This is a genomic window from Photobacterium sp. 2_MG-2023, assembly GCF_030547675.1.
GTDB classification, from domain to species: Bacteria; Pseudomonadota; Gammaproteobacteria; order Enterobacterales; family Vibrionaceae; genus Photobacterium; species Photobacterium arenosum.
Genome location: NZ_JAUOQQ010000003.1, coordinates 209,364 through 223,319, shown reverse-complemented (window position 1 = coordinate 223,319; position 13,956 = coordinate 209,364). Strand labels below are relative to the sequence as shown.

The window sequence follows — 13,956 nt, the reverse complement described above, 5'->3', positions numbered from 1 at the left end:
CTGTCTCTCGGAACATCGATTGGCAACTCACCGTCATCAGTGATAATGGTTTTAGACGAATAACCGTTGCGACTGTTAGTGCTTGGCTTAGGGGCATGTTTTTCGTAGCCAAGGTGCTCGTCTAACTCGACATTAAGCGCAGTTTCAACGGTCACCTTGGTTAACATTTTACGAAAGTCCTCAAGATCAGATTGGGACTTGATGGATTTCGCGGCTTCACGAGCAAACGCTTCAAGTGCTTTCTTGTCCATATTGTCTATCCTTAAGCCTTTAAGGCTGAAGCTTAGACAATTACACAGAATTCAGGACAGTCTCACAAAAAAAGGGCTTCGCAGCCCCTTTTACGCTAATGTGATGTTAGCTTAGTCTTTCTACGTTAGCTGCTTGCAAGCCTTTTTGACCTTGCTCAACCTCGTACTGTACTTTTTGACCTTCTTGCAGTGTTTTGAATCCATCACCGGCAATTGCGCGGAAGTGAACAAATACGTCGGCACCACCGTTATCCTGAGTGATAAAACCGAAACCCTTTTCCTCGTTAAACCACTTAACGGTACCTGTTGCTTTGGACATGTTGTCTCCTGAATCTCTTACTCTTTACGTAGCTAACCAATAAGGCTTAACGAAACACCAAAGAATTGCTAACTCTACATCCACAGTCATCCGAAAGAGTCCTGACGAAAAGTGTCGCACGCAATCGTATTAAGCTAAATCAATACTGGTATTAAGAAAGAGTAGGCTCTTGTATTCCAAAAGCAAATAATTCCGCAGTATATTGTGAGTCACATAACAAGAAACAGTGTGCATATTTGTTTTTTATTGCTTGTCGCATTAATGAAAAGCAACTGTCATCAGAATAATGAAAATCAACAGTATAATTAATCGGTTAAAAATTGAACTTGATTTTTGAGGCGCTGAGCAAGATCAATGAAATGCAGGGTGTAGTGAATTAAGAGTGATCTTACTTGTGAAGAAAGACAAGTTTCTGTTATAACCCAAGTAATGCAGGTTTTCTAGTTTCAAAGTAAGGACAAAACATGAGCAATATCCTGGAATTGGTGCGTCTTGCAAGGCGTAAAAATAAACTTAAGCGTGAAATTCTTGATAATGACCGCAAGATCAGAGACAACCGCAAGCGCGTTGAGTTGCTGGAAAACCTGATTGATTACATTCAGCCGAATATGACACATGAAGAGATTGTCAGCATTATTGAAAACATGAAAGCGGATTATGAAGACCGCGTTGATGATCACATCATCATCACTGCTGAGCTATCAAAAGAGCGTCGTGAAGCCAGTAAGCAATTGAAAGAACATAAGCGTACTGAGCTGGCGAACCGCCCGGCTAAATAAGCGGATAAGTAACAATAACCGTTTGTATCTGATAATAAAAAAGCCGCGTAAGCGGCTTTTTTCGTATGACATGTCGGCAGAGATGAGGCGCTGTTAGATTGCCAGCTCTTCAATCTGTGCTTTCGCTTCCCCACGGCCTTTATCGGCCAATTCATCACCCATGTTTAATGCTTCTGCATAAACAAACTCAACCTCTGTCATGCCGACAAAGCCAAGGATAGTGGTCAGGTAAGGAACCATAGTGTCAGTGGCGTTACCTTTATGCATGCCGCCACGAGAAGAAACAACAATCACTTTTTTACCTGTCAGCAGACCAACAGGCCCATTTTCAGTGTAAGAGAAAGTCACACCTGCACGGGCAATCAGGTCAAACCAGTTTTTCAGTTGAGTCGGAATGCTGAAGTTATACATAGGTGCGCCAATGATAATAGTGTCACTGGTTTTGATTTCGTTGATCAGCTGATCAGACAGTGCAATCGTTTCTTTCTGACGTTGGGTCAGATTGTCACCACCACGTAACCCACCTGCCAGCTCGCCGTCTAGAACAGGGAGCGGATGAGCAACCAGGTCACGTTCAATGATGGTGGAGATGCTATCTGCTTTAACGTTGACAAGATGATCAATCAGAGCGTTTGATTGAGAGTAACCGCCAAGGATGCTGGATTTCAGAACAAGAACTTTAGACATAATGCTGTCCCTTCTATAGTGATTCTTTAATGAACTTGGGCTAACTATAAATGCCGGGCTGCAGCACTAAAAGCTGAAAAACTTGTGTAAGTTGTTCGAGTATTTTGAATGAAGCTAGATTCGGCCCGGAAAAATTCGGGTGGTCTGAGGGCAGAAGGGATTAAAAAAGGATAAAAAATAGCCCGAAACGACTCCTGTTTCGGGCTTAGGGGAATGGCTCGTGAGAGCCTTGCGCTAACTGGTTTATAAATGGAGATCAATTACAATATCAAGCTTAGTTCAAGCAGCATTTTTTGCCAGTTTTAGCCCTGAGACAGTCAAGGCTACTGCCATCATCGATACCAATAACCGTCTGCTCCAAATTCAAAGTATTTTTCCAGATAAACCTGTATCTCTCACCAATTCCCTTGGCAGGCCATTTTTGATGCGATTCCCAACCCATTTTCCTAATCCCAGAGGATAATCCTGATAGGTAACAATAACTTCACCTTTGCCAGTGAGGTCTTGCGGGCGTATGTCTCTGCCCATGATCCACTCATTGGCTTCATCGGTGGTTAGAGAAACACAGCTTGGCTCTTTGCCTGTGGCCAGTGTCATGACTGCTTCATGCTGCCAGCGGTACCCTTTTTTATGCTTTTCTGCCAGTTTAATGCCAATACGCTGGAAACGGATGTTTTCTAATAGCGGACGAAGGCGGGCAGGGAACAACCAGACTTCCTGATCCCGAAGCCAAACCTCCCGCTCTGGCGGTAGTGTCAGGCTGAGATCTGTGTACAGCTGCTGGTGGATTTGCTCACTGTCTTTACGCGAGGCCAGAGAGAAGGGAAAAATGGCTTTTCGTTTTTTAGCCGGCTCGCTTTCAACAGCCGCAAGTTTACGAATGCGGGCGACAAAAAATCCCTCACTATCATAAACCTGCGGGAAGACGTGTAAAAAGCCTTCCTCGGTACAGGTTTGCTCTGCACCGTTAAATAAACCTGCAAGGGATTCAAATTGCACTGCATCGCCAAAGGTTTCTTTGAGAAATAAGCACACCTCTTGATTTTCAGTATGATTAAGCGTGCAGGTGGAATACACCATCACGCCGCCGGGTTTCAGCGTCTGAAAAGCACTGACAATAAGGCCGCGCTGAATGTCTGCAATATCCTGGACGTGCTTCAGGCTCCAGTTTGCCATGGCGTCTTCGTCTTTACGTATTGCACCTTCGCCTGAACAAGGGGCATCCAGAAGAATGCTGTCAAATGCTTCAGGGGTCCAGCTACCGAATATCTGCCCATCGAAATGTGTAATTGCGGCATTAGACACACCGCAACGCTGCAGGTTGGCGTATAATACCTTGATGCGGCTGGCTGACAGTTCGTTAGCAACCAGTGCGCCTTTATGTTGCATTGAGGCCGCGATTTGCGTTGTTTTTGAACCGGGGGCGGCGGCCATATCCAGCACACAGCCGATTTGCTCGTTGTTTGTGAGTAAAGCGGTGACTGGCAGCATGGAGCTGGCTTCCTGTATATAAAACAGTCCTGCCAGGTGTTCTGCGGTATTGCCTAAAGACTCAGTGACTGACTCATCGTACTCTATCCAGAATCCTTCTTCACACCAGGGAACCGGCGTGAGGGTCCAGTCTTTATCACTGACTTTTGCCAAAAAATCGGCGACGGAAATTTTCAGTGTATTGACCCGGATACTACGACGCAGCGGGGTACGGCAACTGGCGAGGAAACTGTCCATATCCAGACTGTCTGGCAGAATTTGGCGGATGAGGTTAATGAAATCGTCTGGAATGTAGATGGACTGATGCACTTGCTTTATCTCGGTTGGGATGCAGGCGGCAAGTCTATAACAAACTGGCGTTAGGATAAAACAACAAGGCAAGCCCAATGGCTTGCCTTGTTGTTTTGCAGGCTGGAACAACCAGACTTTTTCGGCGACCCACGTGCCCGGTGGCCGATGCCGGGTGTTATTCGGCCGGAATAGCAGTCCGCCACTGTTTCCATTCCGGATTGGCCTTTTCGTGAAGCAGAAAGTGCGTTCCGCTTTGAGCTGGCGCGGAAAGGGGCTGGCCTTCGGGTGTGGCGAGTGCAATGCCGCCACGAATCAGGCTGTCTACAGTGCCAGCCTGAATGCTGGCGCCTGTCAGACCGACACTGACATCCAGACCTGATGTGTTCCAGAATACGGTATCTGAACGAACCAGATGCCGGAAGCCAGGCTCAATGTGCGCCTCAATCATTACTCTGTCAGCCAATTCGCCTAACGTGACTTTACTGACCTGGCCCACTTGTATGTCTCTGAACAGCAGGGGTGTACCTGAACGTATTGAAGCGCGGTTGACACTTTCCAGAATAACGGTCAGGCCATCGAACCTTGCTTTTGCCTGTTCCGAAAGCGCGAATGTTTGCCGATAGTTTCCTTCACCCGGCTCTACTTCTATGTAGCTGCTTAAAAGACTGTCGAGATTTTTGACTCCAGTGAGTTCGACTTTGGGTGTGACCAGCCAAAAGTGCGTTTTATCTTTTGTCAGAGCATCAGCAAACCGGGGAAAAAGACGCGCATCAATCTGAACCAGACCGGTTTTAAAATCCGGCACCAGCGACAACACTTTACCCACCGTCACTCCTTGGTATTTGATGTCAGTACCCACAGAAATGCCTTTGGCATGCTCTGCCGTCAGGCTGATTTGCGAACCAAATTCCTTCGCGCTTTTCAGGCTGCCGAACAGTTTGAATTGTTTACCGACACGGTTGGGAATGCCGTTCATGTTATCGAAAGCAATACCGCCTTTGAGTAATGAAGTGACAGGGCTGGCTTTTATATTGACCCCAGACAAACCAGCTTCGATTTCAACACCGGATTGATCCCAGAAAACGCTGTCTGCTGTCACTAAATAGCGGTACTTGTTCTGAATCGATAATTTTATTGTGACGCCGTCACGCGTTAGGGCATAACCACTGACTTTGCCGACGGGAAGGTTACGGTATAGCACAGGGCTACCTTCGCTCACCGAGGGAAGAGCGTCGGCAAAAAGTTGTACCGTGGTACTGCCGGATTGCTGGCTGCTGGCAAGTTTCGCGAGTGCCTGACTTTCAAACAGCGGATATTGGCTACGCATTTTCCCTGAGCCTTCAGAGGTAAAAGCGATACTGTTACTGATTAACTGCTCTGCTGGTGGTACTGATACATTGATACCGTCTGCACTGATGTCGGCCTGAATTCCGCCATCAATAAAGAAGCGGCTTTGGCTTCGTACCAGAGAGGTGAATTCGGGTTTGATTATGATATCAAAGCGGACTTTTTCTTTTTCCAGGCTGATTTTTTTGACACTTCCCACGGCCATGCCTCGGTGTGTCACCTGAGTATTTCGGCTGATACCAACATTCTTATCGGCGTACAGGTGAATGACGGCAGCCCCGGGACGTTTCTCTTCAAGCTGCTCCTGGGTGAATGCCTGGAAGTGCCGGGCCGGCTCACCTTCGCCTGGAATTAACGTCAGATAATTGCCCTTTATCAGGTTACCGAGATTACTCACACCCTGTAAGGAGAGGTTGGCTTCTTCCAACAACAGACTGGTGCCGGATGTCAGCAAATCACTCATGCTAGGTTCAATCGCTGCATGGGCAATAATACGTTTGCGCTGATGGTCTAAACGCAAATCAGAGATCTGGCCAATCTGCAGGCCGCGATACACGATCGGAGCGCCGCCAGCACTGATGTCATTGTTATCTGGTAATTCAACGGTAATGGCGATGCCGCGTCCAGCGGTATTCAGATCGGGGTACAGGCGAAACAAATGGTTCGGCTGGATAGGAAGACCTTCGTCCGGGGAGTCGAAAGCAATCGCCCCGGCAATTAATGCAGAGAGACTTTCAAACTGAACATCGACACCATTAAATCCGATATTGGCACTGACACCGCTAACATTCCAGAAGCGGCTTTTATTGGTCACCAGGTTGGCGTACTGAGGCTGGATCAGGACGTCAATCAACACCCGTTTTTTACTGTTGCTGAGGGTGTAGTTATAGACTTCGCCAACAGGGATTTTTTTATAGTAGACCTGCGCGCCGATAGAAACAGAACCCAGGTCGGGCGCCTGAAGCTGAATGGTGAGCCCTTCACCAGCGGGAGTTTCGGAGGGTTGACTGTCTAAAGCATCAAACTCCTGGGCCGGTTCTCCCTCTCCTGGGAGCAGCGCAATGTAGTTACCCGATACCAGTGCATCAAGGCCACTGATGCCGGTAATCGAGGCTTTGGGTTTAACAAGCCAGAACCGCGTGCCTTTACGTAAAACCTGTACCGCTTCAGGATAGATATCAGCGGTTACATAGATACTTTGCAGATCATCAGATAATTTAACGTCCCGGACGACGCCAACTTCCAGGCCCTGATAACGAATCATGGTTCTGCCGGCAACCAGACCGGCCGCATCCTCAAAATGGATAATGATGCGCTGGCCAGCTTCGCTGACAGCCTGAACGACCAGCCATGCCGCCAGCCCCAAAGCCAGTACAGGTAAAATCCACAGCGGCGATATCTGTCTGTCCCTTTTGACATTCACCGGTTGAGGCTGTTGCGGGCCGACGGGGTTGCCAAAAGGCGGCTGTGGAGGGTGTTTACTGTTTGTCATAGTTATCCCAAATCAGGCGAGAGTCCAGGCTTTCTGCTGCCAGCATGGTGAGCACGACAACGATCGCAAAGGCAATGGCTCCCGGGCCAGGGGTAAAATCCAGAATCTGGCCGCGATCAATGAGCGTGACCATTAAAGCAATGACGAACAAGTCCATCATTGACCATTTACCGATCCATTGAATGATACGGTAAAGCCTCATTCTGTGTAAGTGATTGATCTTTCTTTTACCGTGGATGCACAGAAGAATAAATGCAAGCCCAAGTATTTTGGCAACGGGCACAACGATACTGGCAAAGAAAATCAGAATGGCTATGCCTTCCATGCCGGTATTGATGAGTGACGCGACGCCAGAGAGAATAGTGTCTTCAATCCGCTTACCATTGTTTAAAAATATTGATATCGGGTAGGTGTTTGCCGGGATGATGAAAATAGTCGCCGTGATCAGGTAAGCCCATGTTTTCTGTATTGAAAACGGTTTACGGTAGTGAGTTGGGCTATGGCAGCGCTGACATTTATCGGCTTCTTCCTGGCTCAGATGGCAATTGTCACAGTGTAACTTCAAGGCTGGGCTTTTATGATCGGATTCAGGTTGCCAGGCTTCCCAATACCGTTTGACATGGAAGCGCGTGAGCATGATGACCATCAGTATTTCCATCATAACCAGGCAAAACAGGCCGGGGCCGACATAGATATCGGCATAGTCTTTAACTTTGAAGCACGCAATGCCCAAACTGACCAGAAAAACATCAAACATCGCCCAATGCTTCAGGTGTTCTATGCACCACATCGAGTACTTAAAGAGGCTGAGCTGGCGCTTCGCCAAGCCTAGTTGAGCGCCGACTACCGATAGGAAAACCAGTAAAGGTGCGACTGTGCTGCAGAACAGTATTAACAGCGCGACAGCGGGGTAATCGGACGACAACGTCAGCGCGCCTGAGGGTATGGTAGCCGGTATCATGACACCGAACAGGCGAATGGTAATTAAAGGATAGAGATGCGCCGGTATGATTAGTATCAAACCGGCGACAGCGAGAGCCAGATCGCCACGTATAGATGGCATGCCGCCACGGTACATGCGTGATTCGCAACGGGGACAAAAAGCGCTTTGTCCCCTGGCGGTTACTTTAGGTGTCAATAGTAAATCACAACTAGGGCAGAGTCTTACCGTTGACATTGATGTCCATCCTATTGGAACCGTTAACTTGTTGAACTGGCATCACTATATTATTTTGAACTGAACCTGGCTACTGTCAGGTTCTGATTGTTAATGTGATGTTCAGCCTCGCTGGATTGAGCAGTACCGTACAGGGTCTGATACAGACCAGTCGTGTTCACCAGCTCCGCGTGTGTCCCAGTCTGGCTTACCTGACCGTCTTCCAGCACATAAATGATATCAGCCTGTTTCACCGCAGAGAGTCTGTGAGCCACGATAAGGGTCGTCCGGTCTGCCAGAAAGTGGTTCAAGGCAGTATGCAAAGCGGCTTCAGTGGCCGTATCCAGTGCAGATGTCGCTTCATCCAGAATGACGAAATCCGGGTTAGTCAGAATCATTCGGGCGATAGCGAGCCGTTGGCGTTGTCCTCCTGAAAGGCGAATACCCTGACGGCCAATCTGAGTGTCCAGCCCGTCACTCAGCCGCTGTGTGACATCTGAAAGCTGTGCAATTTCAATTGCTTGCCAAAGTTGTTCGTCGCTATACTCAGCGCCCAATGACAGATTATGACGAAGAGTATCATTGAACAGTACCGGTTGTTGCAGCACAACGGCCATTTTTTCCCGCAGTGCCTCATAGCTGACGTCTTCAACAGGATGGCCATTGATCAGTATATCGCCACTGTCTTTTTGATAGATGCCGAGGAGTAACTGGATCAATGTGGACTTTCCGCCGCCTGACGCACCCACTAATGCCACGCGTTTTCCTGCGGGTAATGAAATATTCAATCCGTTCAGGACTTTCTTGTCTTCATCATAGGAAAAGTCGAGATGATTGATATCAATGGCAATCTGCTTATGGCCGGAAAAGGGATCCACTTTGGCCTGAGGACGAACCTCTTCTTCCAGTGCAATCAGCTGGTTCAGACGCTGCATAGCGGCCGAAGCACCGTACCAGGCAAATTGAATACCCAGCAGTTCCTGAACCGGGCCCAGCATAAACCACAGATAGCCAAATACCGCGAACATCTGGCCAATGGTCAAATCGCTGAACAGCACCATGAGCATGGCCCCAGCGCGGAAGAGTTCGAATCCAATCAAAAACAGCAGGAAAGAGATCCGTCCGGCGGCTTCTGACTGCCAGGCGTATTTATCGGCATTATCACGGATGCCATCAGCATGCTCTTTCAGGTTTTTCAGGAAATCGCGTTCACGGTTTGCCGCTCTTAGCTGATAAATACCATCCAGCGTTTCAACCAGTCGCTGCTGAAATTTCTCGAAGGCTTGGTTTTCTTTCCGCTTTAAGTGCTTAACTCGGTTTCCCATTTTTCGTGATGCATAAATCACAACCGGGTTGACCAGAAGAATAAACAGCCCCAGCTCCCAGTTCAGCCACAGCAGCACGATGGCTGTCCCGAGCACAGTCAGCGTACCAATCAGAAAGCGGCTTAACGTGTCGCCCACAAATTTATCTATGGTTTCAACATCCGTAACCAGATGAGAAGTGATTCCGCCGCTGCCGCGCTCTTCATACTGACGCATGCTTATCCGGCCAAGTTTATCAATCAGGTGCTTGCGCATCTGATAAGTAACGTCTTTGGCGACTAAGGTAAACTGGCGGCTTTGCAGGATATTCAAAGCTTGGCTGGCAGCACGCATGACGACGACCATCAGGAGCACCAGAATGATATAGGCAGTCGGTTGTTGCCAGGCTAACGGCAGGAAGTGGTTTAATAAAGCAATTCCCTTACCAGGCTGATCAAGCAGAATTTCGTCTACCATCAGCGGCATCAGCAGTGGGATAGGAACGCTGATAAGCGTAGCAATCAGGGCGATGATATTGGCAGCAATCAGCCTCTTTTTGTGATGTTTTGCTTGCTTTATCAACCATGACCAGTTAATCATTTGATTCGTTGAGCCTTTCACAGTGATAACGATTCCTATTACGATACAAAGGTGCCATTTTAACGGCTATATATGGAGTAAGCCATGGAAAATAAATCTGCATTCTACCGTCGTTTAACCCAACAGGCTGTGGCAATCGTTGACGGTGAACCCGATGTAATTGCTAATATTTCTAATATTAGTGCGTTACTGAACATGGAGTTAGAGGATATTAACTGGGTCGGTTTTTATTTGCTGAAAGATGACCAGTTGGTATTGGGTCCATTTCAGGGTAAACCAGCCTGTGTTCGTATACCTGTTGGCCGCGGTGTTTGTGGTACGGCCATCTCAGAAAACAAAGTTCAGCGAGTAGGCGACGTCCATCAATTTGAGGGGCACATTGCCTGTGATGCTGCCAGTAATTCTGAGATCGTGATTCCATTTTCAGTTAAAGGTGAATTGTACGGCGTATTGGATATTGATAGCCCAAGCCTGTCAAGATTTGACCAGGAAGATGAAGATGGGCTGGCTGCATTCATTGAGGAACTACAAATTAAGCTCTAATTGCATGCTTTCGGTGGTTTTTCAACATCAGGTAATTATAATAGCCCGCACTTATTGGTTTTATTTAAAAGCACTAACAGCGAGGTACTCTCGCTTTGTCAGGAAAGTCCATGGAAAACTCTGAAAAGTTAACGAACAGTAAAGAAGTGATTGCCTATATTGCAGAGCAATTCCCGAATTGTTTTACTGTTGAAGGTGAAGCTAAACCATTAAAAATTGGTATCTTCCAAGACCTCGCTGAACGACTGAGTGATGATCCTAAAGTCAGTAAAACTCAGCTGCGAGCAGCACTTCGTCAGTACACTTCTTCTTGGCGTTATCTTCATGGTGTTAAAGCAGGCGCTAGCCGTATTGACCTTGATGGCAATGAGTGTGGTGTGTTAGAACAGGAACATGTTGATCACGCGCAAAAGGCGTTGGAAGAAAGTAAAGCGAAAGTTCGCGCCCGTCGTAAAGAGCAGGCAGCGGCTAAAGCGGCAGCTGAAGGTGATGCTAAGCCAAAGAAAGTTAGGGAAAAATCACCTAGACCTAGAAACGTTAAGCAAAAAACGTCTAAGCTAGATAAGAAGCCGGTAGAAACAACACGCGCTTTGTCTTCCGATGAAGTGACAGTGGGTAAGGATGTCAGTGTCAATATGGGCAATGGCAACATGCCGGCAACCATTGTAGAAATTAATAAGGACGATGTGCGTGTCCGTCTGACTAATGGCCTGACCATGGTTGTGAAAGCGGAGCACCTGCGTTCATAAAGGAGAATGCTCGACGTATGAAATGTCGATTCCGTTTCTCACTGATTGCTGCCGGTATCATGCTGGCAGCATCAGCTCAGGCCTTGGAAGCCACACATACACAAAGTGAATTGCCTGTTTTGTCTCCAGAAAAACAGCATGCGACCGCCAGTAAGCGTGTAGCCTCACGGTTTACCCGATCTCACTATCGCCAGTTCTCACTTGATGACCAATTTTCTGCCAACATTTTCGATCGCTATCTGGAAATGCTGGACTTCAACAAAAGCTTCCTCACTCAATCTGATATCAGACAGTTCGAACAGTGGAAATATCAGCTTGATGACCAGTTAAAAAGAGGCGAAACAACAGCAGCTTACGATATCTTCAATACGGTATTGAAGCGTCGGTTTGATCGTTACCAATATGCGCTGACTCTGTTGGACAGACCTATGTCTTTCAATGTCAACGAAGATATTGTGGTTGATCGTTCAGAAATGCCATGGCCGAAAGACAGGGCAGAGCTGAATGAAATTTGGCGTGAACGTGTCAAATCGGATGAGCTGAATCTTAAGCTGGCAGGCAAAGAGTGGAAAGACATTCAGGAAACCTTGGGTAAACGTTACAACAACGCGTTGAAGCGCCTGACTCAAAGTCACAGCGAAGATGTGTTTCAGCTTTATATGAATGCATTCGCGCGTGAAGTTGACCCTCATACCAGTTATCTCTCTCCTCGCAGCGCTGAGCAGTTCCAGTCGGAGATGAACCTGTCTCTGGAAGGGATTGGTGCTGTGCTTCAAGTGGATGATGAATTCACTGTTATTCGTTCTTTAGTTGCTGGTGGCCCGGCATCCAATTCTAAAAAACTGTCTGCAGGAGACCGTATTATTGGTGTCGCTCAGGACGGTAAAGAAATGGTCGATGTGGTGGGCTGGCGACTGGATGATGTGGTACAGCTGATCAAAGGGCCGAAGGGCAGCAAGGTTCGCCTGGAGATTCTTCCGGAGGGAGTCAATGCCAAAAGCTACAGTGTCACAATCGTCCGGGATAAGATCCGTCTTGAAGACAGGGCTGCCAAGTCATCAGTAGAAACTTACAAAGGCCGCAAAATTGGTGTTCTTGAGATCCCGAGTTTCTATGTTGGTCTTTCTGAAGATACCAAGAAAGAGCTGGCGAAATTAAACCAGCAACAGGTTGATGGTATTGTTATTGATTTACGTAATAACGGCGGCGGTGCGTTAACGGAAGCCACAGCATTAACCGGCCTGTTTATTAACAGTGGCCCGGTGGTTCAGGTTCGCGATAGTTACGGACGTGTGAAAGTGAATGGTGATTCCGATGATCGCGTTTACTTTGATAGCCCCTTAACTGTGCTGATCAACCGTTACAGTGCGTCTGCGTCTGAGATTTTTGCCGCGGCAATGCAAGATTACGGTCGTGCCGTTATTATCGGTGAACAGTCATTCGGTAAGGGTACAGTTCAGCAGCACCGTTCTCTGAATCATATCTATGATCTGTTCGATAAACCGCTAGGTCACGTTCAGTACACGATTCAGAAGTTCTACCGCATTAACGGCGGCAGTACGCAGAATCTGGGTGTTGTACCGGATATCAGTTTCCCTACTGCCATTGACCCTGCGGATACGGGTGAAAGTGTAGAAGATAATGCTCTGCCGTGGGACAGTATCAAGCCTGCGGGTTACCAGAAGCTGTATGACTTTTCTCCGCTGTTGCCTTCGTTACGTGTTCAACACGAACAACGTATCAAGAGCGATATGGAGTTTGGTTTTATTTTCGATGACATAGCCAAGTACAACGCTGAGAAAGATAAAAATGCCTTGTCTCTGAACGAAAGCAAGCGTCGCTCTGAGCAGGATCTGGATGAGAAAGAGCGTTTGGAGCGCTTGAACGCACGTCAGAAATCGTTAGGTGAGAAACCTTTCATTGCATTGAAAGACGTCCCTAAAGATTATGAAGCGCCTGATGCTTATCTGGATGAGGCTGTTGCAATCACGGCTGATTTAGTTCGGGAAGAGCAAAGCTGAAGTGATTAAGGTTTAATGATGATATAAAAAACGGCGCATTCTGCGCCGTTTTTCTTTTTACAACAGTGCGTTAGTGGTGTTAATAACAAGGCTGAAGTTCATGGCTGGCCATGTCTCATAGTTGAAACAAGCTGTTGAATACTTATGACAAGTATCATATTCGCGCGCGGGACATTCCAATGAGGGCTAATTTGATAGAAGGGGCTGATACTTCTTAGGGGTACTATCATGCTGCGAGCCGTTCTTTTGTCATTTGTTCTCAGTGTTTTTACATGGAGCAACACTGCAGCAGCCGATGAGCTGACTGAATTCGATTATCCACTGCTGCTTGGAGACTGGTACTGGTTCAGCACTACCGAGGAAGGGGTGGAGAGTGAGGGAATCAACTACCGTGCTATGAATATTAAGTTCAGTTCGTCTTATCATTTTAAAGTGCGCCTGCTTCGTACTGACGGACTGATCGACGAGTGGGGCGGCAACTATGATATTGATGAAACGACGCTTACCATGAACTCCATCAATCAGCCCTCCCAGCAGCATGAATATGTGTTGAGTTATAACCAGTTTCTTTTAGATGGCGCGCGTTTTACTAAGCTGGCGCCTGAAAATTTACCGGGTCAATGGCGTTCTTCCGCGATAGGCGGTAAGGACGTTGATAACAAAGTGTCAGAGCTGAAGCTGTCGCTACGTCCGGATTTCTTATTCTCCGCTCAGGTAATAGGAAAAGACGGAACACGTAAAGAGCATAAGGGCATCTACTACCTGGAAGATGACAGGATTGTGCTGATTTACGAAGATGGCCAGCATGACAGCCACTTTAAACTGGGCGGAGACAATACGTTAACTCTGACAAATAAACAGTTTGGCATGGAAGCTGTGATGCAGCGTCAATAACACCTTATCTATCTGTAAAATGTTACCTTGTA

General features: G+C 47.4%; 12 protein-coding genes. 5 read left to right on the top strand and 7 right to left on the bottom strand.

All coding sequences use genetic code 11. The features are described 5' to 3' along the window. Together Q4491_RS04585 and Q4491_RS04580 are read right to left on the bottom strand one after the other, a co-directional pair. Positions 1-251 (bottom strand): transposase (locus Q4491_RS04585; protein WP_303455082.1); only part of this gene is annotated, 251 nt, incomplete at its 3' end. 106 nt (positions 252-357) lie between these two features. Then, complete coding sequence (locus Q4491_RS04580; protein WP_303455079.1) at positions 358-570, bottom strand: cold-shock protein; 213 nt, start codon at positions 568-570, stop codon at positions 358-360. A 464-nt stretch (positions 571-1,034) separates the two neighbouring features. Here Q4491_RS04580 and Q4491_RS04575 point away from each other — a divergent pair, with 464 nt between their 5' ends. Next, entirely contained in the window at positions 1,035-1,349 is a 315-nt protein-coding gene (locus tag Q4491_RS04575) for a DUF496 family protein (RefSeq protein ID WP_192017070.1), read from the top strand. 93 nt (positions 1,350-1,442) lie between these two features. Here the strand turns inward: Q4491_RS04575 and Q4491_RS04570 are convergent, their stop codons facing one another. The 5 genes from Q4491_RS04570 to Q4491_RS04550 form a co-directional block, all read right to left on the bottom strand. Continuing rightward, a complete protein-coding gene (locus tag Q4491_RS04570) occupies positions 1,443-2,036 on the bottom strand; it encodes an FMN-dependent NADH-azoreductase (protein WP_192017071.1) in 594 nt (197 codons plus the stop codon). Positions 2,037-2,399: 363 nt separating this feature from the next. Beyond that, on the bottom strand, positions 2,400-3,836 hold the full coding sequence (rsmF, locus tag Q4491_RS04565) for a 16S rRNA (cytosine(1407)-C(5))-methyltransferase RsmF (protein ID WP_303455074.1): 1,437 nt from the start codon (positions 3,834-3,836) through the stop codon (positions 2,400-2,402). Between the two features lie 157 nt (positions 3,837-3,993). Continuing rightward, positions 3,994-6,657 (bottom strand): MlaD family protein, encoded by a 2,664-nt coding sequence (locus Q4491_RS04560; protein WP_303455073.1) that lies wholly within the window; start codon positions 6,655-6,657, stop codon positions 3,994-3,996. Next, entirely contained in the window at positions 6,644-7,834 is a 1,191-nt protein-coding gene (locus Q4491_RS04555; protein ID WP_192017074.1) for a paraquat-inducible protein A, read from the bottom strand. Before Q4491_RS04555 ends, Q4491_RS04560 begins: the two co-directional genes overlap by 14 nt. Before the next feature lie 50 nt (positions 7,835-7,884). Then, positions 7,885-9,717: an ABC transporter ATP-binding protein gene (locus Q4491_RS04550; protein ID WP_192017075.1), complete on the bottom strand. Its 1,833-nt coding sequence runs from the start codon at positions 9,715-9,717 to the stop codon at positions 7,885-7,887. Positions 9,718-9,801: 84 nt separating this feature from the next. On the opposite strand from Q4491_RS04550, the gene Q4491_RS04545 reads away from it, so the two are divergent. The 4 genes from Q4491_RS04545 (at position 9,802) to Q4491_RS04530 (ending at position 13,924) form a co-directional block, all read left to right on the top strand. After that, positions 9,802-10,260 carry a GAF domain-containing protein gene (locus Q4491_RS04545; RefSeq protein WP_192017076.1) on the top strand — a complete coding sequence of 153 codons (459 nt, stop codon included), beginning with the start codon at positions 9,802-9,804 and terminating at the stop codon, positions 10,258-10,260. A 110-nt stretch (positions 10,261-10,370) separates the two neighbouring features. Further along, entirely contained in the window at positions 10,371-11,009 is a 639-nt protein-coding gene (proQ, locus tag Q4491_RS04540; RefSeq protein WP_192017077.1) for an RNA chaperone ProQ, read from the top strand. A 17-nt stretch (positions 11,010-11,026) separates the two neighbouring features. Next, positions 11,027-13,030 carry a carboxy terminal-processing peptidase gene (gene prc / locus Q4491_RS04535; RefSeq protein WP_192017078.1) on the top strand — a complete coding sequence of 668 codons (2,004 nt, stop codon included), beginning with the start codon at positions 11,027-11,029 and terminating at the stop codon, positions 13,028-13,030. Positions 13,031-13,258: 228 nt separating this feature from the next. Beyond that, positions 13,259-13,924 carry a lipocalin family protein gene (locus tag Q4491_RS04530; protein WP_192017079.1) on the top strand — a complete coding sequence of 222 codons (666 nt, stop codon included), beginning with the start codon at positions 13,259-13,261 and terminating at the stop codon, positions 13,922-13,924. Positions 13,925-13,956: the final 32 nt, after the last annotated feature.

Bases quoted from the DNA above. Each gene is read 5' to 3' on its own strand.
- Q4491_RS04580 (WP_303455079.1), bottom strand. From the start codon at position 570: ATGTCCAAAGCAACAGGTACCGTTAAGTGGTTTAACGAGGAAAAGGGT.
- prc (WP_192017078.1), top strand. From the start codon at position 11,027: ATGAAATGTCGATTCCGTTTCTCACTGATTGCTGCCGGTATCATGCTG.
- proQ (WP_192017077.1), top strand. From the start codon at position 10,371: ATGGAAAACTCTGAAAAGTTAACGAACAGTAAAGAAGTGATTGCCTAT.
- Q4491_RS04560 (WP_303455073.1), bottom strand. From the start codon at position 6,657: ATGACAAACAGTAAACACCCTCCACAGCCGCCTTTTGGCAACCCCGTC.
- Q4491_RS04570 (WP_192017071.1), bottom strand. From the start codon at position 2,036: ATGTCTAAAGTTCTTGTTCTGAAATCCAGCATCCTTGGCGGTTACTCT.
- Q4491_RS04575 (WP_192017070.1), top strand. From the start codon at position 1,035: ATGAGCAATATCCTGGAATTGGTGCGTCTTGCAAGGCGTAAAAATAAA.
- Q4491_RS04545 (WP_192017076.1), top strand. From the start codon at position 9,802: ATGGAAAATAAATCTGCATTCTACCGTCGTTTAACCCAACAGGCTGTG.
- Q4491_RS04550 (WP_192017075.1), bottom strand. From the start codon at position 9,717: ATGATTAACTGGTCATGGTTGATAAAGCAAGCAAAACATCACAAAAAG.
- Q4491_RS04530 (WP_192017079.1), top strand. From the start codon at position 13,259: ATGCTGCGAGCCGTTCTTTTGTCATTTGTTCTCAGTGTTTTTACATGG.
- Q4491_RS04555 (WP_192017074.1), bottom strand. From the start codon at position 7,834: ATGTCAACGGTAAGACTCTGCCCTAGTTGTGATTTACTATTGACACCT.